This is a genomic window from Sphaerisporangium rubeum (assembly GCF_014207705.1).
GTDB classification, from domain to species: Bacteria; Actinomycetota; Actinomycetes; order Streptosporangiales; family Streptosporangiaceae; genus Sphaerisporangium; species Sphaerisporangium rubeum.
The window spans coordinates 1,723,478-1,744,735 of sequence record NZ_JACHIU010000001.1 but is presented as its reverse complement, the minus strand read 5'-3'; the positions used below and the strand labels follow the sequence as shown (position 1 = coordinate 1,744,735).

Annotated in this window: 15 protein-coding genes; 8 read left to right on the top strand and 7 right to left on the bottom strand. The window is 71.3% G+C overall.

Going from position 1 to position 21,258, the window contains the following annotated elements; translation table 11 throughout:
* Positions 1–74: 74 nt before the first annotated feature.
* Positions 75–2,888 carry a preprotein translocase subunit SecA gene (gene secA, locus BJ992_RS07520; protein WP_184979193.1) on the bottom strand — a complete coding sequence of 938 codons (2,814 nt, stop codon included), beginning with the start codon at positions 2,886–2,888 and terminating at the stop codon, positions 75–77.
* 307 nt (positions 2,889–3,195) lie between these two features.
* On the opposite strand from secA, the gene BJ992_RS07515 reads away from it, so the two are divergent.
* Positions 3,196–3,480: an HGxxPAAW family protein gene (locus BJ992_RS07515; RefSeq protein WP_184979192.1), complete on the top strand. Its 285-nt coding sequence runs from the start codon at positions 3,196–3,198 to the stop codon at positions 3,478–3,480.
* A 140-nt stretch (positions 3,481–3,620) separates the two neighbouring features.
* The gene (locus tag BJ992_RS07510; RefSeq protein WP_184979191.1) at positions 3,621–4,868 is read left to right on the top strand and encodes a winged helix-turn-helix domain-containing protein; all 1,248 of its coding nucleotides are present in this window, start codon (positions 3,621–3,623) and stop codon (positions 4,866–4,868) included.
* Here the strand turns inward: BJ992_RS07510 and BJ992_RS07505 are convergent.
* The 6 genes from BJ992_RS07505 to mtrA all read right to left on the bottom strand — a co-directional run bounded on the left by BJ992_RS07505 (position 4,861) and on the right by mtrA (position 13,536).
* Positions 4,861–5,565: a response regulator gene (locus BJ992_RS07505; RefSeq protein ID WP_184979190.1), complete on the bottom strand. Its 705-nt coding sequence runs from the start codon at positions 5,563–5,565 to the stop codon at positions 4,861–4,863. The two genes, BJ992_RS07510 and BJ992_RS07505, sit on opposite strands and share 8 nt — an antisense overlap.
* Positions 5,566–5,701: 136 nt before the next feature.
* Complete coding sequence (gene hpf / locus BJ992_RS07500) at positions 5,702–6,370, bottom strand: ribosome hibernation-promoting factor, HPF/YfiA family (protein ID WP_184979189.1); 669 nt, start codon at positions 6,368–6,370, stop codon at positions 5,702–5,704.
* Between the two features lie 1,067 nt (positions 6,371–7,437).
* Entirely contained in the window at positions 7,438–8,040 is a 603-nt protein-coding gene (locus BJ992_RS07495; protein ID WP_343072538.1) for a ComF family protein, read from the bottom strand.
* A gap of 1,268 nt (positions 8,041–9,308) precedes the next feature.
* Positions 9,309–11,087, bottom strand: coding sequence for an LpqB family beta-propeller domain-containing protein (locus BJ992_RS07490; protein ID WP_184979187.1), 1,779 nt, complete (start codon positions 11,085–11,087; stop codon positions 9,309–9,311).
* Positions 11,077–12,828, bottom strand: a complete 1,752-nt coding sequence (gene mtrB, locus BJ992_RS07485) for an MtrAB system histidine kinase MtrB (RefSeq protein ID WP_184979186.1) — start codon at positions 12,826–12,828, stop codon at positions 11,077–11,079. The genes BJ992_RS07490 and mtrB overlap by 11 nt, the downstream gene beginning before the upstream one ends.
* 30 nt (positions 12,829–12,858) lie before the next feature.
* Entirely contained in the window at positions 12,859–13,536 is a 678-nt protein-coding gene (gene mtrA, locus BJ992_RS07480; protein ID WP_184979185.1) for an MtrAB system response regulator MtrA, read from the bottom strand.
* Positions 13,537–13,843: 307 nt separating this feature from the next.
* Between mtrA and BJ992_RS07475 the strand changes: the two genes are divergently transcribed.
* From BJ992_RS07475 to BJ992_RS07450, 6 genes are all read left to right on the top strand, one after another.
* Positions 13,844–15,145 carry a DUF7847 domain-containing protein gene (locus BJ992_RS07475; protein ID WP_184979184.1) on the top strand — a complete coding sequence of 434 codons (1,302 nt, stop codon included), beginning with the start codon at positions 13,844–13,846 and terminating at the stop codon, positions 15,143–15,145.
* Positions 15,142–15,801: a DUF4129 domain-containing protein gene (locus tag BJ992_RS07470; protein WP_343072537.1), complete on the top strand. Its 660-nt coding sequence runs from the start codon at positions 15,142–15,144 to the stop codon at positions 15,799–15,801. The genes BJ992_RS07475 and BJ992_RS07470 overlap by 4 nt, the downstream gene beginning before the upstream one ends.
* A complete protein-coding gene (locus tag BJ992_RS07465) occupies positions 15,798–16,976 on the top strand; it encodes a DUF4350 domain-containing protein (RefSeq protein WP_184979183.1) in 1,179 nt (392 codons plus the stop codon). The genes BJ992_RS07470 and BJ992_RS07465 overlap by 4 nt, the downstream gene beginning before the upstream one ends.
* 155 nt (positions 16,977–17,131) lie before the next feature.
* Positions 17,132–18,112, top strand: a complete 981-nt coding sequence (locus tag BJ992_RS07460) for an AAA family ATPase (RefSeq protein WP_184987716.1) — start codon at positions 17,132–17,134, stop codon at positions 18,110–18,112.
* A complete protein-coding gene (locus tag BJ992_RS07455; protein WP_184979182.1) occupies positions 18,112–19,452 on the top strand; it encodes a DUF58 domain-containing protein in 1,341 nt (446 codons plus the stop codon). The genes BJ992_RS07460 and BJ992_RS07455 overlap by 1 nt, the downstream gene beginning before the upstream one ends.
* 144 nt (positions 19,453–19,596) lie before the next feature.
* On the top strand, positions 19,597–21,249 hold the full coding sequence (locus tag BJ992_RS07450) for a penicillin-binding transpeptidase domain-containing protein (protein ID WP_184979181.1): 1,653 nt from the start codon (positions 19,597–19,599) through the stop codon (positions 21,247–21,249).
* Positions 21,250–21,258: the final 9 nt, after the last annotated feature.

The following is a 21,258-nucleotide window of genomic DNA, read 5'->3' as shown; positions in this document are numbered from 1 at the left end:
TGGACCGGCGCCGGCCTGGACGCACGACAGGCGCCTCCCCGTGCGGGGAGACGCCTGTCCTCGGTCACGTCCGGTCAGACGTTGGCGTTCTTCGGGTCGCCGTGGCAACGCTTGTACTTCTTGCCGGAGCCGCAGGGGCACGGCGCGTTGCGCTCGACGTTGCCGTACGCGGCGCGGTCGGCGGAGGTGGTGCGGACACGGGTCTGCTCCACCTCGCCGCTCTCACCAGGCGCGGTGTAGATCATCTCGGAGGGACGCTGCGGACGGCGCAGCGCCTTGGCGATGATGGCCTCGGTCTCGCTGACCGGCGCGGACACGGCGTCCTGCGGCGTCTCGTCCTGGACGATCGGGTCGTCCTGCACCTGGATCTCCAGGTTGAACAGGTAACCGACCGACTCCTCCTTGACGCCGTCGAGCATCGCGGTGAACATGTCGAAACCCTCGCGCTGGTACTCGATCAGCGGATCGCGCTGCGCGTAGGCCCGCAGGGAGATGCCTTCCTGCAGGTAGTCCATCTCGTACAGGTGCTCGCGCCACTTGCGGTCGATCACCGTGAGGATGACCTGCCGTTCGAAGACACGCATGGCCGCCGCGCCGTACTGCTCCTCGCGCCGGTCGTACGCGGCGAGCGCGTCGGCGGTGACCCGGTCGATGATGGCCTGCGCGGTCAGCGCGTCACGCTCGCCGCCGGCCTCGCTCTCGATGAGCTCGTCGACGGTGATCGAGATCGGGTAGAGCTGCTGGAACGCCTTCCACAGCTTGTCGAGCTCCCACTCCTCGGCGAAGCCCTCGGTCGTGGCGGCCCTGACGTACTCCTCGACGACCTCGCCGATGAAGCCGCGCACCTGCTCGTGCAGGTCCGCGCCTTCCATGACCCGGTGCCGCTCGGCGTAGATCACCTTGCGCTGGCGGTTCATGACCTCGTCGTACTTGAGGACGTTCTTGCGGATCTCGAAGTTCTGCTGCTCGACCTGGTGCTGCGCCGACGCGATGGCCTTGGAGACGATGCCGGACTCGATCGGCACGTCCTCGGGGATGTTCAGCCGCGTCATGATCATCTCGACCCTGGCGGAGTTGAACAGCCGCATGAGGTCGTCCTCGAGCGACAGGTAGAACCGGGACTCACCCGGGTCACCCTGGCGGCCGGACCGGCCGCGGAGCTGGTTGTCGATGCGCCGCGACTCGTGACGCTCGGTGCCGAGGACGTACAGGCCGCCGAGCTCGGTGACCTCGTCGTGCTCGGCCTTCACGGCCTCCTTGGCCTTCTCCAGCGCCTCGGGCCACGCCTTCTCGTACTCTTCGGGGGTCTCCGACGGCGACAGGCCGCGCTGCTGCAGCTCGACGTCCGCACGGAACTCGGGGTTGCCGCCGAGCATGATGTCGGTGCCGCGGCCCGCCATGTTGGTCGCCACGGTCACGGCCTGCTTGCGGCCGGCCTCGGCGATGATCGCCGCCTCACGCGCGTGGTTCTTGGCGTTCAGCACCTCATGGGCCACGCCGAGACGCTTCAGCATCTTGGAGAGCTTCTCGGACTTCTCCACCGAGGTGGTGCCGACGAGGACCGGCTGGCCCTTCTCGTACCGCTCCTTGATGTCGGTCACGCAGGCGGTGAACTTGGCGTCCTCGCTCTTGTACACCACGTCGGCCTGGTCGCGGCGGATCATCGGCCGGTTGGTCGGGATGGGGATGACCCCGAGCTTGTACGTCTGGTGGAACTCGTTGGCCTCGGTGACGGCCGTGCCGGTCATGCCGGCGAGCTTGGTGTAGAGCCGGAAATAGTTCTGCAGGGTGACCGTGGCGAGGGTCTGGTTCTCGTCCTTGATCTTGACGGCTTCCTTGGCCTCGATGGCCTGGTGCATGCCCTCGTTGTAGCGGCGGCCGTGCAGGACGCGTCCGGTGAACTCGTCGACGATGAGGACCTCGCCGTCGACGACGATGTAGTCCTTGTCCTTGCGGTACAGCTCCTTGGCCTTGATGGCGTTGTTGAGGAAGCCGACCAGGTGGGTGTGCTCGGGCTTGTAGAGGTTGTCGATGCCGAGCCAGTCCTCGACCTTCTCGACACCGGCCTCCAGGACGCCGACGGTGCGCTTCTTCTCGTCGACGATGTAGTCGCCGGTGCTGTCCTCGCCGTCCTTGCCCTCGACGCCGCGGCGGAGCCTCGGCACGATCTTGGCGAACTCCTGGTACCACTTGCCGGACTGCTCGCCGGGACCGGAGATGATCAGCGGGGTGCGGGCCTCGTCGATGAGGATCGAGTCGACCTCGTCGACGATGCCGAAGTTGTGGCCGCGCTGTACGCACTCCTCCAGCGTCCAGGCCATGTTGTCGCGCAAGTAGTCGAAGCCGAACTCGTTGTTCGTGCCGTAGGTGATGTCCGCGTTGTACTGCTTGCGGCGCTCGTCCGGCGGCATATTGGCCAGGATCACGCCGACTTCCAGCCCGAGGAAGCGGTGGACGCGGCCCATGGTCTCGGCGTCACGCTTGGCGAGGTAGTCGTTCACCGTGATGACGTGGACGCCTTTGCCGGAAATGGCGTTGAGATACGCCGGCAGCGTACAGGTCAGGGTCTTGCCCTCACCGGTGCGCATCTCGGCGATGTTGCCGAGGTGGAGGGCCGCGCCACCCATGATCTGCACGTCGAAGTGGCGCTGACCGAGCACACGGCGGGCGGCCTCGCGCACCGTCGCGAACGCCTCGGGGAGCAGGTCGTCCAGGGACTCCCCGTCGGCGTGGCGCTGCTTGAACTCGGCGGTGAGCGCGCGGAGCTCGGCGTCGGAGAGGCTGGTGAAGTCGGACTCGATCGAGTTGACCTGCTCGGCGATCCGCTTCAGCTTACGCAGGACCTTGCCCTCGCCGGCGCGAAGAATTCTGTCGAGAATGGCTGGCACTTTTCGTAAAGCTCCTCGCAGCTATGCACCTCGGCCCGACGGCCGGGACAATGAGGACGAGACATGGTTCCTGCTAGCCATGGTAGGCGGTTTCACCACCCCGCACAGCCACCGTCAATCACGCTGTCCGGACCGTGTGGCGCGACCCGTCGTGGCTGAACGGCGGGTACAGGGGCATTACGGACGGGTACGGCCGCGCCGACCGGCGGGGACGTTGGATATCGTGCGACGGTGAAGGGGCGCGAACCTTTCGCCCCGGCGTGCCGCCGACCGGCACCGCCGTATGAACGCGGACAAGGAGTCAAGCATGGCCGACAGCGCACCGGCGCAGCAGGCACACAGCGGTCAGTCCCACGCGGGCCGGCCCACCTCGTGGCTCGCCGTCACCGTGATCCTCCTCGGCTTCACCATCGGCGGTGTGGCGCTGACCATCGGCCCCAACTGGTTCCTGTTCTGGGTCGGCGTCGGCGTGACCGCGATCGGCGGCGTCCTCGCTCTGATCTTCGACATCTTCTCCGACGTGATCGAGGACGCGCCGCGCGACATCGCCGTACAGGAACACCACTCCCCGTTCGAGCGCGGCACACACTGACCGGTCCTCTCACCGGCGGCCCCTTGCACCGCACAGCCGGCCGCCGTTCCACCGGCCCCGGCTTCCGGCACGGCCGGCCGCCGCTCCGACCGGTCCCGCCTCCCGGCGTTTTCGTCGGTGGCGGGTCCTAGCATCGGGTCATGCCGACCGTCCTCCCCGCTTCCGTGATCGAGCTGACCGCCGACGAGGCCCGCCGCGCCATCCTGCGTGCTCAGGGGTTCCTCGGCGCCGACTCCCGCCGGGGTGGGGTGGCCGCGATGCTGCGGCGGCTCGCCGCCGTCCAGCTCGACACCATCTCGGTGCTCGCACGCTCGCACGAGCTGATCCCCTACGCGCGGCTCGGCGCGGTCGGCAGGCCCGCGGTCGAGCGGGCCTACTGGCACGAGCCCGCCGCCGCCTTCGAGTACTGGTGCCACGCCGCCTGTGTGCTGCCGATCGAGCACTGGCCGCTCTACTCCTTCCGCCGCCGCGCCTTCCGCGAGCGGCGCTACCGCTGGCACGAGGTGCCGCCGTCCGTCGACAAGGTGCTCGACCGCGTCAGGAACGAAGGCCCGGTGACCACCACCGACCTCGGCGGCGCCAAGAACGGCGGGCCCTGGTGGGACTGGTCCGACGTCAAGATCTCGGTGGAGTTCCTGCTGGACATCGGCGAGGTGGTCTGCACCCGCCGGGTCGGCTGGCGGCGGGTGTACGAGGCGGCCGAGCGCGCCGTCCCCGCCGCACTACTCGCCGAGGACCTCACCGACGCCGAGTGCGTCACCCGGCTCACCGGCATCGCAGGCGCCGCGCTCGGCGTGGCGACCCGGGCCGACCTGGTCGACTTCGTGCGGGTGCGCGGGCCGCACGCCGCTCTGCTCGACGAGGCCCTGGTTTCAGGCGCGGCGGGTCTCGTGCCGGTCACCGTGGCCGGCTGGCCCGCGGCCCGCGGCAAAGGAGCGGGCCCGGCCAACGCCTGGGCCGACCCCGAGGCGCTGGCGTCCCTGCCGCGCGGCAGGCACCGCACCACGCCGCTGTCGCCGTTCGACTCCCTGGTCTGGGACCGCGCGCGCACCGAGCGCGTCTTCGGCTTCACCCACCGCCTTGAGGCGTACGTCCCCAAGGACAAGCGCATCCACGGCTACTTCACCATGCCGGTCCTGGCCGGCGGCCGGCTCATCGGCCGGGTCGACCCCGCGCGCGGCGGCACCACTTTGGTGGCCCGCACCGTCGGCTTCGAACCCGGCTCCGGCACGCGCGCCGCCGAGGCCATGGCTCTCGCGCTGTGGGAGGCCGCGACGTGGGTCGGCTGCGACGACGTGCGGGTCGAGCGACTGTCCACCCCGGAGCTCGCTCCGGCCCTGGCCGCCGCTCTGCGGCAGAGCGGCGGCACGGCCGGCAGCGTCAGGTGATCTCCAGGAGGCGCTCGCGCACCGCGTAGACGACGGCCTCCATGCGGGAGTGCAGCTGGAGCTTCTCCAGGATGTTGCGCACGTGGTTCTTCACGGTGTTCTCGGAGATGAACAGCTGCTTGGCGATCTCGCGGTTGTTCATGCCCTTGGCCACCAGGCGCAGGACCTCCATCTCGCGCTCGGTCAGCCGCGGCACGGGGAGCTGCGGGGGCCGTTCGGCCTCCTTGCGGCTCATGTTGGCGAACTCGCTGATCAGCTTGGCCGCCATGGCCGGGTTGATCAGCGACTGGCCCTCGTGCACACCGCGCACGGCGTCGGGGACCTCGTCGATCTGGACGTCCTTCAGCAGGTAGCCGGTGGCCCCCGCCTTGATCGCCTCGAAGAGGTCTTCCTCCTCGTCGCTCACGGTCAGCATGATGACGCGCGAACTCGGCATCGACGCCTTGATCGCCCTGGTGGCCTCGATGCCGCTCTGCCGCGGCATGCGCACGTCCATCAGCACCACGTCGGGCATGAGGCGGTCCGCGAGCTCGACCGCCTCCTGCCCGTCGCCGGCCTCACCGACCACCTCGATGTCCGGCTCCGCGGTCAGCGCGAGATCCAGGCTCCGCCGGATCAACGCGTGATCGTCCACGATCAGCACGCGGATCGGCTCGTCACGCCCGGAACGGCCGCCCGTTTCGTCGGTCTGCGTCACGCCTCCTCCTCGTGGGGAACCGGTCGCGCCGGGGGATCGGTCCCTGCCGCGCGACGCTCCCGCGCCGTCGGAACCACCATCCTTACACGGGTTCCGAGGCTACGGGGATGGTCGAGAGGATCATCGAACGTGACGGTTATGGTTCGTCCAGCCGCAGCACGCCGTAGGCGTAACCGACGCGGCGGTACACGACGCTCGGATGGCCGCTCTCCTTGTCACGGAAGAGGTAGAAGTCGTGACCGACGAGTTCCATCTCCAGCAGCGCCTGGTCGATGGTCATCGGGTCGGCCTTGTGGAACTTCTCGCGCACGACGAGCGGCCCGTCGCCGTCCATCTCGATCGGCACGATCGGCTCAGCCGGCTCGTCGGAGGAACGCCGCCGCTCCTCCTCCGGCTCGGCGAAGCGGTCGGTCTCCGCGGGGATCGGCTCCGGCAGCGGTGTGTAGGAATCGCCAAGGACGGAGGTCAGCTCGGCCACCGAGGGGGGGCAGTGGTTGCCGTGATGGACCTTGCGCCGGTCGGCGATCCGCCGGAGTCGGCCCTCCAGCTTGCCTAGCGCTATGTCGAGCGCCGCGAACCGATCGTCGGCCGAGGCCTCGGCACGGATGGCCGGTCCCTTCGAGTGGATCGTCAGCTCGACCCGCTCTCGCTCGTCCTGTGCTCGCACGTTCGCCTGCTTGGACACCTCCACATCCACTCGGATGAGTTTGCTGTCCAGTCGCTCGATCCTGGCCAGTTTCGTCGTCACGTGATCACGGAACCGGTCACTCACACTGGTGTGCCGTCCCTTGACGATGATGTCCACTCAGAGGCCCCCCTTCGTTTCGACTGCAAAGGAGAGCACCCGTCCGGCCGACCTGGTCTTCGTCCCCACATCCGCCTGCTGAGGGGTTCGCGGCTCCATGCCACTACTGCCCTTCTCTTCTGACGAGGGACATCTGGTCCCTGCGGGAAGGCAGGACTTACCTCTAAGCCGCACCGTGATCGGTCGACGAAGAGTCGCCTTACGTGGGCCGTTTCGCCTGCGGCTGGCATCGGCTAGCCGTGCTGGTCCCCCAGAGGGGATCGGCCCGGCGCAACCACGGACCCGAACGGGTGCCATGCTCAGACGCTAGTCGCTACCGGCCCGAATGTCAGCCCGCCCCCGACCGCAAACACCACCCTCCGTAACCACCGCACCCCCCACTCCCCCTGACTCCCCACCCCCTCACCACCCCCGTACGACCCCCACCCCCTCACTCCCCCTGCAAGCAAGGCCATCTACCACTCCCGCCACCAACCTGTCCCCCCACCGCCACTCCCCCGACCCCACCAACCACTACTTTTCGTAACCTCCAGGATTTCTATCCACCTTTTTTCCCGGGCGTGTCGCCAACCCGTGACCTCCCCGATCCCCAACCTCCACCTCCAACCACCCGCCGCCAGCCGCTGGACGAAGACCAGCGCCGTGGAGGAGGACCAGCGCCGTGGACGAAGACCAGCGCCGTGGACGAAGACCAGCGCCGTGGACGAAGACCAGCGCCGTGGACGAAGACCAGCCCGGAGAAGGGAGACCGGTGCGGTGGATCGGAGACCGGCGCGACGGATAGAGACCAGCACGGCGGATAGAGACCAGCACGGCGGATCGAGATCTCCGCGTGGAGAGACTTCGGACCGGCTCGTCGGCGTACTTGAGGCCGAGCTGGACATGGCGGCAAGACCGCGAAAGACAGGGCCCGTTTGCCGGGAGGTTGGAGTAGACCGCGCCACAGGCAGCTCACCGACATAAGCGCGCCGCACAGGACTTGCTCCGCCTCGGAGTCGATTGAAGCGGCGCCGACGCGGCGGGACGTCGTACGGCGGATCCGGCGCCGTCGTACGGCGCTCAGCCGGTCAGCGGCGGAGGCGCGGAGTGGCGGTGAGGGTGATCGCCAGGGGGACGGGGATGCCGGTGCGGCGTAGGGTGGTGGCGGCTTCGGTGAGGGTGGTGCCGGTGGTCACGATGTCGTCGACGAGGACGGCCGTGACGGGAGGCCGGGTGGGCCGGCGGCGGCGTACGGCGAAAGCGTTCGAGAGGTTGGCGGCGCGCTCGGTGGCGGTGAGGCCGGCCTGGTCGCGGACGCGGCGGTGGTGCCGGAGCGCGGGAGTGCAGGATGCCGGGAGGCCGAGGGTGCGGAGTCGCGCGGCCGTGGCCGCGGCGAGGCGGGCCACGGGATCGTGGCCACGCCGTCGCACCGCCGACCGCGCGCTCGGCACAGGAACCAGCGTCAGCGGGCCGGTAGGTAACGCCGGGACAGAGAGCAGCACCGTGGCCAGAACGTCGGCCAGCGGCCGGATCAGGGCCGTGCGGCCACGTTCCTTGTAGGCGAGGACCAGTCCGCGTGCGGCTCCGCGGTAGGGAGCCGCCGACCAGCACTCCGGCATGCCACGTGGCGCGGGGACGGGTGGACGCGGCGCGGGGTCGGCGTGCAGTTCCTCGGCACAGACGGAACACACCACCGCACCTGGCAGCGCACACCCGGCACAGCTCTGCGGCAGAACCAGATCGAGAAAGGCGGACAACACCCCTCCACCATGCCGACCCGCACCGACGAAACCACCTCCACCCGACCCCACTGTCCACACTCGGCCACAAACGTCAGCCGGTACCCGTCCCAGCCACGCCGACCGCCGTACGACGGCGCCGGATTCGCCGTACACCATCCGATCGCGTCGGCGCCGTTCCAAACGACACCACCGTACAGAACAGATCATGCACGGCGGGGTCACGTGGACTCCGATCGGCACACGACCGGCCTGCACCGACTCCGAGTGCGACCCCCGCCACGCAGAAACCCGGCAAGCCATACCAACAGGGGCAACAGACCATACGCGGCCGAGACATGCCGACTCCGTCGGCAACCTGACCCGGACCGGCCGGCCGCCGTACGACGGCGCCGGATTCGCCGTGCACCACCCCACCGCCTCGGCGTCGCCCCGTCCACACCACCGGACGGAACACACCGTGCACAGCCACGCCGGCCACCGTACGAAGGCGCCGGATTCACCGTACGACGTCCCACCGCGTCGGCGCCGACTCCCCTCCGGAGGGAGCGGTCCGGACGAGGTCGAGTCGTTCGGCTCCGGTCGACTTGAAGGGGATCAATCGAGCGGGTAGACCGGAGAGCCGACACCGAAAGGAAGCAGCCCGCACACAGTCGAGTCGTTCGACTCCAATCGACCTACAAGGGGCCAACCGAGAAGGCAGACCGAAGAGCCGACCCCGAAAGGAAGCAGCCCGCACACAGCCGAGTCGTTCGGCTTCGGTCGGGTTACTGGGTCAGCCGAGAGGGGAGACCGGGGGCCGACAGCGGAAGAGAGCTGCTCGGACACAGCCGAGTCGTTCGGCTTCGGTCGAGTTACAGGGGGTCAGCCGAGAGGGGAGACCGGGGGCCGACAGCGGAAGAGAGCTGCTCGGACACAGCCGAGTCGTTCGGCTTCGGTCGAGTTACAGGGGGTCAGCCGAGAGGGGAGACCGGGGGCCGACAGCGGAAGAGAGCTGCTCGGACACAGCCGAGTCGTTCGGCTTCGGTCGAGTTACAGGGGGTCAGCCGAGAGGGGAGACCGGGGGCCGACAGCGGAAGAGAGCTGCTCGGACACAGCCGAGTCGTTCGGCTTCGGTCGAGTTACAGGGGGTCAGCCGAGAGGGGAGACCGGGGGCCGACAGCGGAAGAGAGCTGCTCGGACACAGCCGAGTCGTTCGGCTTCGGTCGAGTTACAGGGGGTCAGCCGAGGGGGTAGACCGGGGGGCCGGCGCCGGATTCGACGAGGGTGGTCCACTGTTTCTTTTGGGGGTCCCAGGCGACTATGCCGCCGTTGGCGCGGGCGGCGAGGACGGGGAGGGGGTCGGGGGCGGCGGTTATGGACTCTATGCTGCTGGCGGCTTTGGCGGTGTCGGCTCGGATGCCTTGGGTTACGGACCAGGGGGTGAGTTCGCGTTCTGATTTGGTCTTGGTGAGGACCAGGAGGGTGCTGGCGTCGCGCCACGCTATGGCGCTGATCTCTTGAGCGTCTTCGGCGGGGACGAGGACGCGGAGGTTCTGGACGGCCAGTTTGGCGCGGTCGATGGTGCCGACCATTACGCGTTGGCCGTTGCCGTCGTCGGAGATGACGGCGACTCTGGCGCCGTCGCGTGCCACGCGGAAGGCGGTGACGTCGGTGGCGGCCAGTTGGGGTGCGCTGAACTGGGTGGGGGGGCCGGAGGGGCCGCCGGAGCGGAAGACCTTGGAGGTGCCGTCGTCCTTGGTCACGGACCAGACGAAGCCGTAGCGGTCCCATGAGGGGGCGGTGGGCTTGGCGCCGGGGATCCAGCGTTGCCACTGGCTGCCGGGAGTGGTGCCGCTCACCCAGACGCCGCCGCCTTGCGCCAGCGCGGCGATCTTGGTGGAGCGTTCGTAGGAGACGGCCAGGTCGGTGAAGCGGCGGTTCTGCGCCTCGCCGGGGTCCACCAGGACGGGGTTGTCGCGGTCCTTGTCGATCAGGTGGAGTTTGCCCTGTTGCAGGTAGTACGCCTGGGCCTCGCCGGACAGGACGTCGGGGGCGAAGCGTTCGTAGTCACGCGGGTCGATGACGAACGTGCCGCCGGGGAAGGTCTCGCCGTTGACGCGCACCTCGATGCGCCGCGACTCGGTCATCGGCTTGAGCGTCCACGCGAGCTGCGCGGACAGCGCCTCGCGGTCGGCGGACTCGCGCACCGAGTCGACGATGCCGTAGGTGAAGTCCACGACCACCAGGTCGCCGTCCACCACCACGCTGTTGACGTCCACGTTGCTGCCGAACGCGGACCTGACGGCCCCGCGCAGCGGCCGGGTCGGGCCGTCGATGAGGCGGTGCACGAGCGACTTGGCGATGCTCTCGCTGGGGTTGATCGGGATGCGGACCTGGTCCACGACGAGACCTTCGGCGCCTTCGGCCGCGAAGTTCAGGTCGAACGGCCGGTAGGCCCGCTTGAAGTCGTCGTCGGACAGCAGCAGCCCGGACGGCGCGGACGAGATGCGCCACTGGCCCGCCACCTTGACCAGCATGAAGTCCAGGCTCCGCTCGGACGCGCCTTCGGTGTCGCTCGGCACGTAGTGACCGTCGCCGTCCATGCTGCCGAGCAGCGTGGTACGGAGCGTGACCCGCACCTGCTGCATGCCTTCCCGCAGCGGTTCGCTGGTCAGTGACCGCTGGTCGTAGATGGTGGTCGCGTCGAACGGGCTCCAGCCGCGTTGCGCCTCTCCGGTGAGGTACTTGCGCGCGACGGTGCGCACAGGGTCGTCGAAGCCGGCCGCCGCGGCGAGGAAACCTCCGACGATGTCCTGCGGCGAGCCGTTCGGCTTGGGATCGGCGGCGAGGATGCGCACGAACGGCTGGCTGAGGGGGTCGCCCTCGCTGGCCCCCCGGGCCTCGAAGATGTTGCCTCCCGCCGGCACCGTGGAGCAGGACGCGCAGGCCACGGCGGCCAGCAGCGCGACCAGGCAGCCGGCCAGCCGCCGGGTACGGGAGCGGAGGTCAGTCGCCATCGAAGTGCCTCTCGATCGCCGGGGACAGCACCGGCGTGGCGGCGCCGCGCCAGTGGCGGCGCATCTCGACCTCCGGCGGCACCAGCGGCAGCGGCGACCCGCGCAGCTCGGCCCCGGCCTGCCGCGGCAGGGAGAGCCGGAACTGCGACCCCTCCCCCGGCATGCCCCACGCCTGGAGCCACCCGCCGTGCAGCTGCGCGTCCTCGCGCGAGATGGCGAGCCCGAGCCCGGTGCCGCCGATGGTGCGGGCCCTCGACGGGTCGGCGCGCCAGAAGCGGTCGAACACCATGTTCTCCTCGCCGGGCTTCAGCCCGACCCCGTGGTCGCGTACGGCCACCGCCACCGAGTCGCGGTCGGCCCCGAGGGTGACCACGATGTCGCGGCCCTCGCCGTGTTCGATGGCGTTGAACAGCAGGTTGCGCAGGATGCGCTCCACCCGGCGGCTCTCCACCTCGGCCATGCACGGCTCGTTCGGCAGCCGCAGGTCGAGCCGGGTCGACTTGCGCTCGGCCAGCGGCTGGGAGTCGCCGACGGCGCGCAGCACGACGTCCCGCATGTCCACCGAGTCGACGTCCAGGGTCGCGGCCCCCGCGTCGTACCGGCTGATCTCGAGCAGGTCGGCGAGCATGGACTCGAAGCGTTCGAGCTGGGCCTGCATGAGCTCGGCCGACCGCGCGGCGGCGGGCTCGAAGTCCTCTCGCGCCTCGTACAGCAGGTCGGCGGCCATGCGGACGGTGGTGAGCGGGGTGCGCAGCTCGTGGGAGACGTCGGAGACGAACTGCCGCTGGACGTGCGACAGCTCCTCAAGCTGGTGGATCTTGAGCGCGAGGTTGGACGCCATCTCGTTGAACGACACCGCGAGCCGCGCGAGGTCGTCCTCGCCGCGGATCCGCAGCCGTTCCTCCAGGCGGCCGGCGGCGAGGCGTTCGGCGGCCTGCCGGGTGAGCCGTACCGGTGTGACGACCTGCCGGGTCACCAGGAACGCGACGGCGGCGAGCAGCAGCACCAGGGCCGCGCCGACCACGACGAGCCACTGCTGCACCAGCGACAAGGTGTGCACGTCGTCCTCGAGCGGGAAGAAGTGGTAGACCTCGTAGTCGCCGTACAGCGTGGGGACCAGCGCTCCGATGGCGAGCGCCGGCACGGGCCTGTCGTCACCGGCGTAGTACAGCGAGGTGTACATGGCCTGCGGCACGTCCTTGACCTGCCGCACCTTGTCGCGCAGCTTCGCCGTCACGCTGCGCGGGTCGACGGCCCCGGTGCCGCGGTCCTCCCCCACCCGGTCGGCGTTGAGGATCACCACGCTGTACCGCGACTCGGCCCGCCGCGCGAGCGCGTCGGCGGCCTGGTCGACGGCGCTGTCCATCTGGACGTCGCCGTCGCCGTCCGGCGCCGAGGCGGACTGCCGGTTCGGCGTCACGGCGGGCTGGGTGAGGTAGCTCGCGACGGTCGTCACGTTGGCCTGCGCCTCGGACGTGGCGGAGTTGATGCGTCCGCGCAGCACCGCCGTGTCGATCATCTGCATGAGGAAGAACCCGAGGACCGCGACCACGGTCATCGAGATCACCAAGGTGCTCGTGACCACGCGGAGCTGGAGGGAGCGCCGCCAGACGCGGCGCACCTTCCCCGCCGTGCGGCGGGCCCGCCTGCGCGCCCCGCGCACGATCTGGCGCGGCGTGCGCCGCGTCTTCTTCTTCGGTTTGGGGCGCGCCGGGCCGCGCGCGGAGGTGAGGGAGGACATCGGGACGTCCAGGCGTGGCCGGCGCGCGGCTTACGCCGGGCCCGCCTTGTAGCCCACGCCGCGCACGGTCACCACGATCTCGGGGTGCTCGGGGTCCTTCTCGATCTTGGCGCGCAGCCGCTGGACGTGGACGTTCACCAGGCGCGTGTCGGCCGCGTGGCGGTAGCCCCAGACCTGCTCCAGCAGCACCTCGCGGGTGAAGACCTGGCGCGGCTTGCGCGCGAGCGCCACCAGCAGGTCGAACTCCAGCGGGGTGAGGTTCACCGTCTCCTCGCCGCGCTTCACCGAGTGGCCGGCGACGTCGATGGTGATGTCGCCGATCTGCAGCACCTCGGGGGTCGGCTCGTCGGTGCGGCGCAGCCGGGCCCGCACCCGCGCGACGAGCTCCTTGGGCTTGAACGGCTTGACGATGTAGTCGTCGGCGCCGGACTCCAGGCCGAGCACCACGTCGATGGTGTCGCTCTTGGCGGTGAGCATCACGATCGGCACGCCGGACTCGGCCCGGATGCGACGGCACACGTCGATGCCGTCCGCTCCCGGCAGCATCAGGTCCAGCAGGACAAGATCAGGACGGGTGTCACGGAACGCGTCCAGCGCCTTGTCTCCATCGGATACGAACGACGGCTCGAAGCCCTCGCCCCGAAGGACAATGCCGAGCATCTCGGCGAGAGCCGCGTCGTCGTCGACGACCAGCACGCGTCCTTTCATAGCCCCTCATTCGTTATGCACATCTGTGTGGGAGTTCGAGGCGATTGCCGCACGACCGTCCGAAGGCTACCCGCCGGTCCTGGCCGGGTGATAAACGACCGAACATTCGCTTCGTCGAAAGCCGAATTTTAGGCGCAGCTTACGGATCTAGCCAATGATCTGGCCTGTCGGAACCACGACATGGCATGGCGCGGCCACACACCGTACGTTCCCCAGTGTGCGCCATGAGATGCGGTTCCGGTCAACCGGTGACCCCATCCCTCGCCCGGCCGCCCCAGGCAGCGGTGCGACATGCCAGGATTGGGATATGTCAGACGGTCACGGCACCCCGTCCAGCACACCCCCGGGGTGGTCGCAGAATCAGCCTCCGCCTTACGGCGCGCCGGGGCAGCAGCCGTGGACCGCTCCCGGCGACCCCAAGGACGCCGCGCCGGGGGCCGTTCCCCAAGGCCAGCCGCCGCCACCCGGCCACGCGCCGCCGCCGGGAGGCTTCTCGCCGCCAGGCGGGTACGGCGCTCCGGGGTACGGCCCGCCGCCGGGATACGGGCCGGGGTACGGCCACCGGCCGCCGCAGCCCGCGCTGCGGCCCGGCATCATCCCCCTTCGGCCGCTCGGCCTCGGTGACATCCTCGACGGCACCATCAAGCTGATCAGGTCCAACCCCAAGGCCACGCTCGGCCTGTCGGCCGTCGCGGCGGCGATCGGCACGCTGCCGGTGGCCATAGGCCAGGCGATCTACTACAGGTCGGTCGGCGACCTGCTGACCGGCGCTCCGGCGCGGTCCGACGCCGACGTGCCGTTGGGTGGGCTCGCCAGCCAGCTCGGCGGGTCGATCCTGTCGCTGGTCGTGCAGTTCTTCCTGGTGACCGTCCTCACCGGCATGCTGACCCGGGTGCTCGGCCGCGCCGTGTTCGGCGGCCGGATCACCGTCGGCGAGGCCTGGCGGCTCACCCGGTCCCGCATCGGCCCCCTGATCGGCCTCGCGCTGCTCACCGCGCTCATCGTGGCCGCGCCGCTGCTCCTCATCGCGGCGCTCGTCGCCGCGGTGCTCGCGGCCGGTTCCGGTGGCGCGGCGGTCGCGCTCGTGACGGTGGTGTTCGGGCTGATCTACATCGGCTACGCGCTGTTCATGACGGCCCACCTGTCGCTCGCCGCACCCGCGGTGGTGCTGGAGGGCCGCGGGGTGACGGCCGCGATCCGCAGGTCGTGGGGCCTGGTGCGGGGCTCGTTCTGGCGGGTGCTCGGCATCCTGCTGCTCACCTGGATCCTCACCGCGCTGCTCGGGGCCGTGCTGTCGGTGCCGATGGAGCTGGCCGTCGTGCTGGTGTCGGTGGCCGGACGCGGCGCGTTGTGGGCCACCGTGCTGATCACGATCCTTCTCACGGTCAGCGGCGTGCTCAGCGCGATGATCACCTATCCGATCCAGGCCGGGGTCAACGGCCTGCTGTACACCGACAGGCGGATGCGCGCCGAGGCGTTCGACCTGGTGCTCCAGACCGCGGCCGTCGAGCAGCACCGCCAGGGCTGGGTGCCGTCCTCGGCCGACGAGCTGTGGCACCCCTCGCACGCCGCCGGTCCGTCCGGCCCCACGCACGCCGGAGCGCCGTGATCGTCGCGACCGCCGTCGCGGCGGCCTTCGACGACATCGGACGCGAGGACGCGCGGCGCCGTGCCGTCGAGGAGCTGATCAAGCCGGAGTACCAGCAGGAGTCGCTGCTGGAGCGGGTCATCCGGCTGATCCGCGAGTTCTTCGACCAGTTGCTCGGCAACGCGCCAGGCGGGGTGCCGGGTGGAGTGATCGCGCTCGTCATCGTCGTCGTCATCGTGGGGTCGCTGATCGCGCTCGTCGCCTGGCAGGGACGCAGGGCCACCCGTGGCCGGCGGGCCGGCGAGGCGCTGCTCGGCGCCGTGGAGCGCACCGCCGACGAGCACAGGGCCGAGGCCGAGCGTCTCGCCGCCGAGTCGCGGTGGGCCGAGGCCATCAGGGAACGGCTGCGCGCCGTCGCACGCGACCTGGAGCACCGGGCCATCGTCACCCCGCAGCCCGGCCGCACCGCCGACGAGCTCGCCGAGGCCGCGGGACGTGAGCTTCCCGCGCACGCGGCACGCCTGGCGTCCGCGGTCCGCCTGTTCGACGAGGTCACCTACGGCGCCGCTCCCGGCACCGCCGAGGGCTACCAGGAGATGACCGCGCTGGACGAGACCCTCCGCACCGCCAGGCCGGCCCTGACCGTCACGTCACCGTCCCGTGGAGGTGCCCGGTGACCGTCGCGCCGCCGCGTGCGGCCGCGGCGTCGGTGTCCACCTCGCCGACCGCGCGGAGCGTGTGGCGCGGCGGCCGTGGCATCGTGGTCGTCGGCGCGCTGATCCTGGTGGTGTCGGTGGTGACGGTGCTGTTCACCGGCACCTCGACCGAAGGCAGGCCGCTCGATCCGGCGGACACCACGCTGGACGGCGGCAAGGCGCTGGCCGAGATCCTGCGGCGCCAGGGGGTGCGGGTCGAGCGGGTCACGTCGGTCGACGAGGCCGTACGGCTGGACGCGCCTGACCGGCTGCTGCTGATCTCGGCGGTGCCGCAGATCTTCGATCCTCCCGCCGCGCGAGCGCTCGCCGCCACCCGGGCCGACCGGCTCATCGTCGGCGCGGTCCCCAGCATGGAGGAGTTCGGCGCCGGCATCACCGTGAAGGACCGGACCGCGGTCGTCTCCCGGCAGCCGCGCTGCGACCTTCCCGCCGCCGCCATGGCAGGCAGCGCCTACATCGGCGGCGCGACGTTCAGCGTGCCACGCGGCGCCGTCACCTGCTACCCGACCGGCGACCTCGGGCCGAGCCTGGCCCGCGTCACCGGCGGGGGCCGCACGGTGACGGCGGTCGGCGACGGCGCGTTCATGAGCAACCAGCGGCTCGCCGAGGACGGCAACGCCGCGCTCGCCGTCAACCTCGCGGGGACGCGGCCGGTGCTGATCTGGCTGGTGCCGCCGGACGAGACGGCCGCCGGTCCGGGCTCCGGCGGCGCGACCCTGACCGACCTGCTGCCACGCGGCATACCCTGGGCCGTGCTGCAGCTCATCGTGGCCGTGGTGCTCGTCGCGCTGTGGCGCGCACGGCGCCTCGGCCCCGTGGTGGTGGAACGGCTGCCGGTCGTCGTCCGCGCCGCCGAGACCGTCGAGGGCAGGGGCCGCCTGTACCGCGCGCGCCGCGCGCGCGGCCAGGCCGCCGCCGCGCTGCGTGCCGCGAGCGCGAACCGGCTGACGCCGCGGCTCGGCCTGAACGCCGACGCCGGCCCCGAGCAGATCATCGCCGTCGCGGCCGCGCGCACCGGCCGTGAGCCCACCTGGGTCCGCGCCGTCATGTTCGGCCCGCCCCCCACCGACGACGCCGGGCTCGTGGCCCTGGCGGGTCACCTGGACACCTTGGAAAGGCAGGTACGAGAGCCGTGACCACACCTCCGCCGGGAGCACCCCAGAGCGGACCCGCCGACCCGGCCCGTCCCCCGGCTCCGACCGGGCCCACCGATCCCTCCGGCCCGGCGGGACCCGCGCCTGACCCCGCGCACGGCCCGCCTTCGGCACCGGCTCAACCCGCGCACGGCCCTATGGACAGGACCGTCGACTTCGGCGCGTCGGCCGCCGCCGTGGGGGCCAGGGAGGCGCTCGGCGCGCTGCGCGCCGAGGTGGCCAAGGCCGTGGTGGGCCAGGACGCCGTGGTCACCGGGCTGGTGATCGCGCTGCTGTGCCAGGGCCACGTGCTGCTCGAAGGCGTCCCCGGTGTCGCCAAGACGCTGCTGGTGCGCACGCTGGCCTCCACTTTGGCGCTGGACTTCAAGCGCGTGCAGTTCACGCCGGACCTGATGCCGGGTGACGTCACCGGGTCGCTGGTGTACGACGCGCGCACGGCGGAGTTCGCGTTCCGCGAGGGGCCGGTGTTCACCAACCTGCTGCTCGCCGACGAGATCAACCGCACGCCGCCGAAGACGCAGGCCGCGCTGCTGGAGGCGATGGAGGAGCGCCAGGTCAGCGTGGAGGGCTCCGCACGTGAGCTGCCGGACCCGTTCGTGGTGGTGGCGACGCAGAACCCCATCGAGTACGAAGGCACCTACCAGCTCCCCGAGGCGCAGCTCGACCGGTTCCTGCTCAAGCTGACCGTGCCGCTGCCGCCGCGCGACCAGGAGATCGCCGTGCTGGAACGGCACGCGCTCGGCTTCGACCCCAAGGACCTGTCGCACGTCAAGCAGGTGGCGTCGGCCGCCGACCTCGCCGCGGCGCGCGCCGAGACCGGCCGGGTCCACGTGGCGTCCGAGGTGCTGGCGTACGTCGTCGACCTGGCGCGCGCGACCCGCATGTCGCCGTCCCTGCAGCTCGGCGTCTCCCCGCGCGGCGCCACCGCGCTGCTCGCCGCGGCCCGCGCCTGGGCCTGGCTGTCGGGCCGCTCGTACGTCACGCCGGACGACGTGAAGGCGCTGGCCAAGCCCGCGCTGCGGCACCGTGTGCAACTGCGGCCCGAGGCGGAGCTCGAAGGCGCCACCGCCGACGGCCTGCTGGACGGCGTGCTCGCCTCGGTCCCGGTCCCGCGCTGATGGCGCTCACCGGCCGTGCGGGCCTCATCGCCGCGATCGGCGCCGTCGTGGTGCTCGTCGCGCCTGAGCCCGGCTTCGCGTTGCTCGGCCTGCTCCTGCTGGTCGCCGCGCTGGTCACGGTCGATCTGACGTTCGCGGGAAGCGTGCGGCCGCTGCGGTTCCACCGGCAAGGCGAACGGCTGGTGCGGCTCGGCGGGGACGTCGCGGTGGAACTGGTCGTGGAGAACCCCGGCGCGCGGCGCGTGCGGGGGTCGCTGCGCGACGCCTGGCCGCCGTCGGCGGGGTCGGCTCCGCGGCGGCAGCGGCTGGACGTGCCGGCCGGTGAGCGGCGCAGGCTCGTCACGACGCTGACTCCGTCCCGGCGCGGGGACCGCGAGGCGGCGACGGTCACCGTGCGGTCGCTCGGCCCGCTCGGCATCGCCGCGCGGCAGGGCTCGCACCACGTGCCGTGGACGGTGCGTGTGCTGCCGCCGTTCCTGAGCCGCAAGCACCTGCCGGCCAAGCTGGCCCGGCTGCGCGAGCTCGAAGGTCAGCACCCGGCGCTCGTGCGGGGTCAGGGCACCGAGTTCGACTCGTTGCGTGAGTACGTCGTCGGTGACGACGTGCGTTCCATCGACTGGCGGGCCAGCGCTCGCCGCGCCGACGTCGTCGTGCGCACCTGGCGGCCCGAGCGGGACCGCCGCGTCCTCATCGTCCTCGACACCGGCCGTACCTCGGCCGGCCGCGTCGGCGTGTCCCCCTTCGCCGAGCGGGGCCGGGCCGCCTCGGGAGACGCCGGGTGGCCGCGCCTGGACTGGTCGATGGACGCGGCGCTGCTGCTGGCCGCGCTCGCGGGCCGGGCCGGCGACCGGGTCGACTTCCTGGCGTTCGACCGCGCCGTGCGGGCCTGGACGACCGGGGGTGCGCGGTCGGACTCGCTGTCGGTTCTGGTCAACGTGATGGCTCCGGTCGAGGCGGAGCTGGTGGAGTCCGACTCGGCCGGCATGGTCGCCGCCATCCTGGCCCGCGCGAAGCGGCGCTGCCTGGTGGTCCTGCTGACCGACCTGAACCCCACCGCCATGGACGAGGGCCTGCTCCAGGTGCTTCCCCAGCTCACCGCGCGCCATCTGGTGCTGGTCGCCGCCGTGGCCGACCCCCGCGTGGCCGAGATGGCCGCGGGCCGTGGCACCGCGGAACGCGTGTACGACGCCGCCGCCGCCGAACGCCTGCGTGGCGACCGCGCGCGACTCACCGCGCACCTGCGCCGGCACGGCTGCGAGGTGGTGGACGCCGTCCCCGACGACCTGGCCCCGGCACTCGCCGACGCCTACCTGGCCCTGAAGGCCGCGGGCCGGCTCTGACGAAGGACCTCCTCGGCGGTCACGGGCCGCACGATATATCACGCTTCGGGTGGGGCTTTACCACAAAACCTGGTCGCGATGCCTGGCAGGCTTTACGATCCAGTTCCGCACCAGTCGCGCCAGGGGGCAGGCGGAGCAATGCCGTTGCGTGAACGTTGGCCGTTGCTGATGGTGGCCATCGTCGCCGTACTGGTCGTCATCGGCGCGGTGGTGCTGCTCGTCGCACCGGATCCGGCCACCCGGGCCGCTGTGGAACCCGCCGGCCCCGGCGAAGGCACCCGGAGCGAGCCGAGGCGCGAACTGACCTTGGAGCCCGTCCCCTCCGGCACCATGCCGGCGGACCCGTTCACCAGCATGCCTCCCGGCACCCCGCCTCCTTCGGAATCCGTCCCCACCGCGCCACCCGCGGACGCACCCGAGCCGGTGGCGGCCCAGTACTTCGCCGCCTGGCAGGCCGGTGACTTCGCCGTCATGGCGTCACTCGTCGACAACCCTCCGGCCGACTTCGCCGACCGGCACCGCAGGTTCACCGCCGACCTGCGGGTCGCGTCGCTGTCGTTGAACCCGGGAGAGACCCGCAGAGTCGCCGACGACGCCGCCGAGACGTCCTTCCAGGGGGTGCGCGAGATCACCGGGCTCGGCCGGTGGCCGTTCGAATCGGTGCTGCGACTCGGGCTCAGGAACGGCGTGTGGAAGGTGCTGTGGGGCCCGGAGACCCTGCACCCCGCGCTGCGGGACGGCGGCGGCCTGCGCCTGGTCGAGAACAAGATGACCAGGCCCGCGACCCTGACCCGCGAAGGCGAGCCGTTCCCCGCCGACAGCCGAGCCGGCGACTACTTCGTCCTCGGCGGCGCATGGACCCAACTGTCCCTCGAGGAGGTGCCGTCCGGCAACGTGCTGCTGTCCACCCCCGAACCGGAAGGCGACGGCACCCGTACCACCGTCGCGCGGCGTGTGCAGTCCGCCGCCGCTCGCGCGCTGGACGGCGTGGGCCGGCCCGCCGCCGTCGTGGCGGTGGACGTCGCGAGCCGTGAGATACGCGCCGTCGCCGACACCCTCGGCGCCAAAGGCGCGTTCAACGGCCTGTACCCGCCGGGTTCGACGTTCAAGGTGGTCACCGCCGCCGCGTTGCTGCGGTCCGGGCTGACACCGCAGTCCCCCGTCCCCTGCCCCGCGTCGTACACCATCCCGAACGGCCGCGCGTTCACCGACTCCGACGGCACCGACCACGGCACCGTCAGCCTCTCCACGGCGTTCGCGCTGTCGTGCAACACGACGTTCGCCAGGCAGGCGTACGAGCGGCTGCGTGACGACCGGCTGCGTGCCGAGGCGGCCGACCGGTTCGGATTCCGGGAGAAACCCGGCCTCAGCTCGTGCCGCATCCAGCCGGCCGCCACCCCCGACGAACTCGGCGCCGACGCCATCGGCCAGAACTCGGTGCAGGCCAGCCCGCTGTGCATGGCCGAGGTGGCCGCCGCCGTGGCGAGCGGCGTGTGGCGGCAGGCCGTGGTGACCCCCGGCGCCGACCACGGGCCTTCGGTCCCGATGGACGACGGGGTGGCGGCGTCGCTGCGGTCCATGATGACCGCCGTCGTCACCGAAGGAACGGCCGCGCGTGCCGGGCTGCCGTCCGGCACGGCAGGGAAGACCGGCACCGCCGAGGTCGCCGGCGCACCGGCCCACGCGTGGTTCATCGGCTACCGCGACGGCCTGGCCTTCGCCGTCCTGGTCGACGGCGGCGGCTCAGGCGGCGGCACCGCCGCACCCATCGCCGCCAAGTTCCTCAAGGCGCTCTGACCCGCGAAG

Coding starts and splice junctions, on each gene's coding strand:
- BJ992_RS07515 (WP_184979192.1), top strand. CDS start 3,196: ATGGCCGACAGCGCACCGGCGCAGCAGGCACACAGCGGTCAGTCCCAC.
- BJ992_RS07510 (WP_184979191.1), top strand. CDS start 3,621: ATGCCGACCGTCCTCCCCGCTTCCGTGATCGAGCTGACCGCCGACGAG.
- BJ992_RS07490 (WP_184979187.1), bottom strand. CDS start 11,087: ATGGCGACTGACCTCCGCTCCCGTACCCGGCGGCTGGCCGGCTGCCTG.
- mtrB (WP_184979186.1), bottom strand. CDS start 12,828: ATGTCCTCCCTCACCTCCGCGCGCGGCCCGGCGCGCCCCAAACCGAAG.
- mtrA (WP_184979185.1), bottom strand. CDS start 13,536: ATGAAAGGACGCGTGCTGGTCGTCGACGACGACGCGGCTCTCGCCGAG.
- BJ992_RS07475 (WP_184979184.1), top strand. CDS start 13,844: ATGTCAGACGGTCACGGCACCCCGTCCAGCACACCCCCGGGGTGGTCG.
- BJ992_RS07460 (WP_184987716.1), top strand. CDS start 17,132: ATGGACAGGACCGTCGACTTCGGCGCGTCGGCCGCCGCCGTGGGGGCC.
- BJ992_RS07455 (WP_184979182.1), top strand. CDS start 18,112: ATGGCGCTCACCGGCCGTGCGGGCCTCATCGCCGCGATCGGCGCCGTC.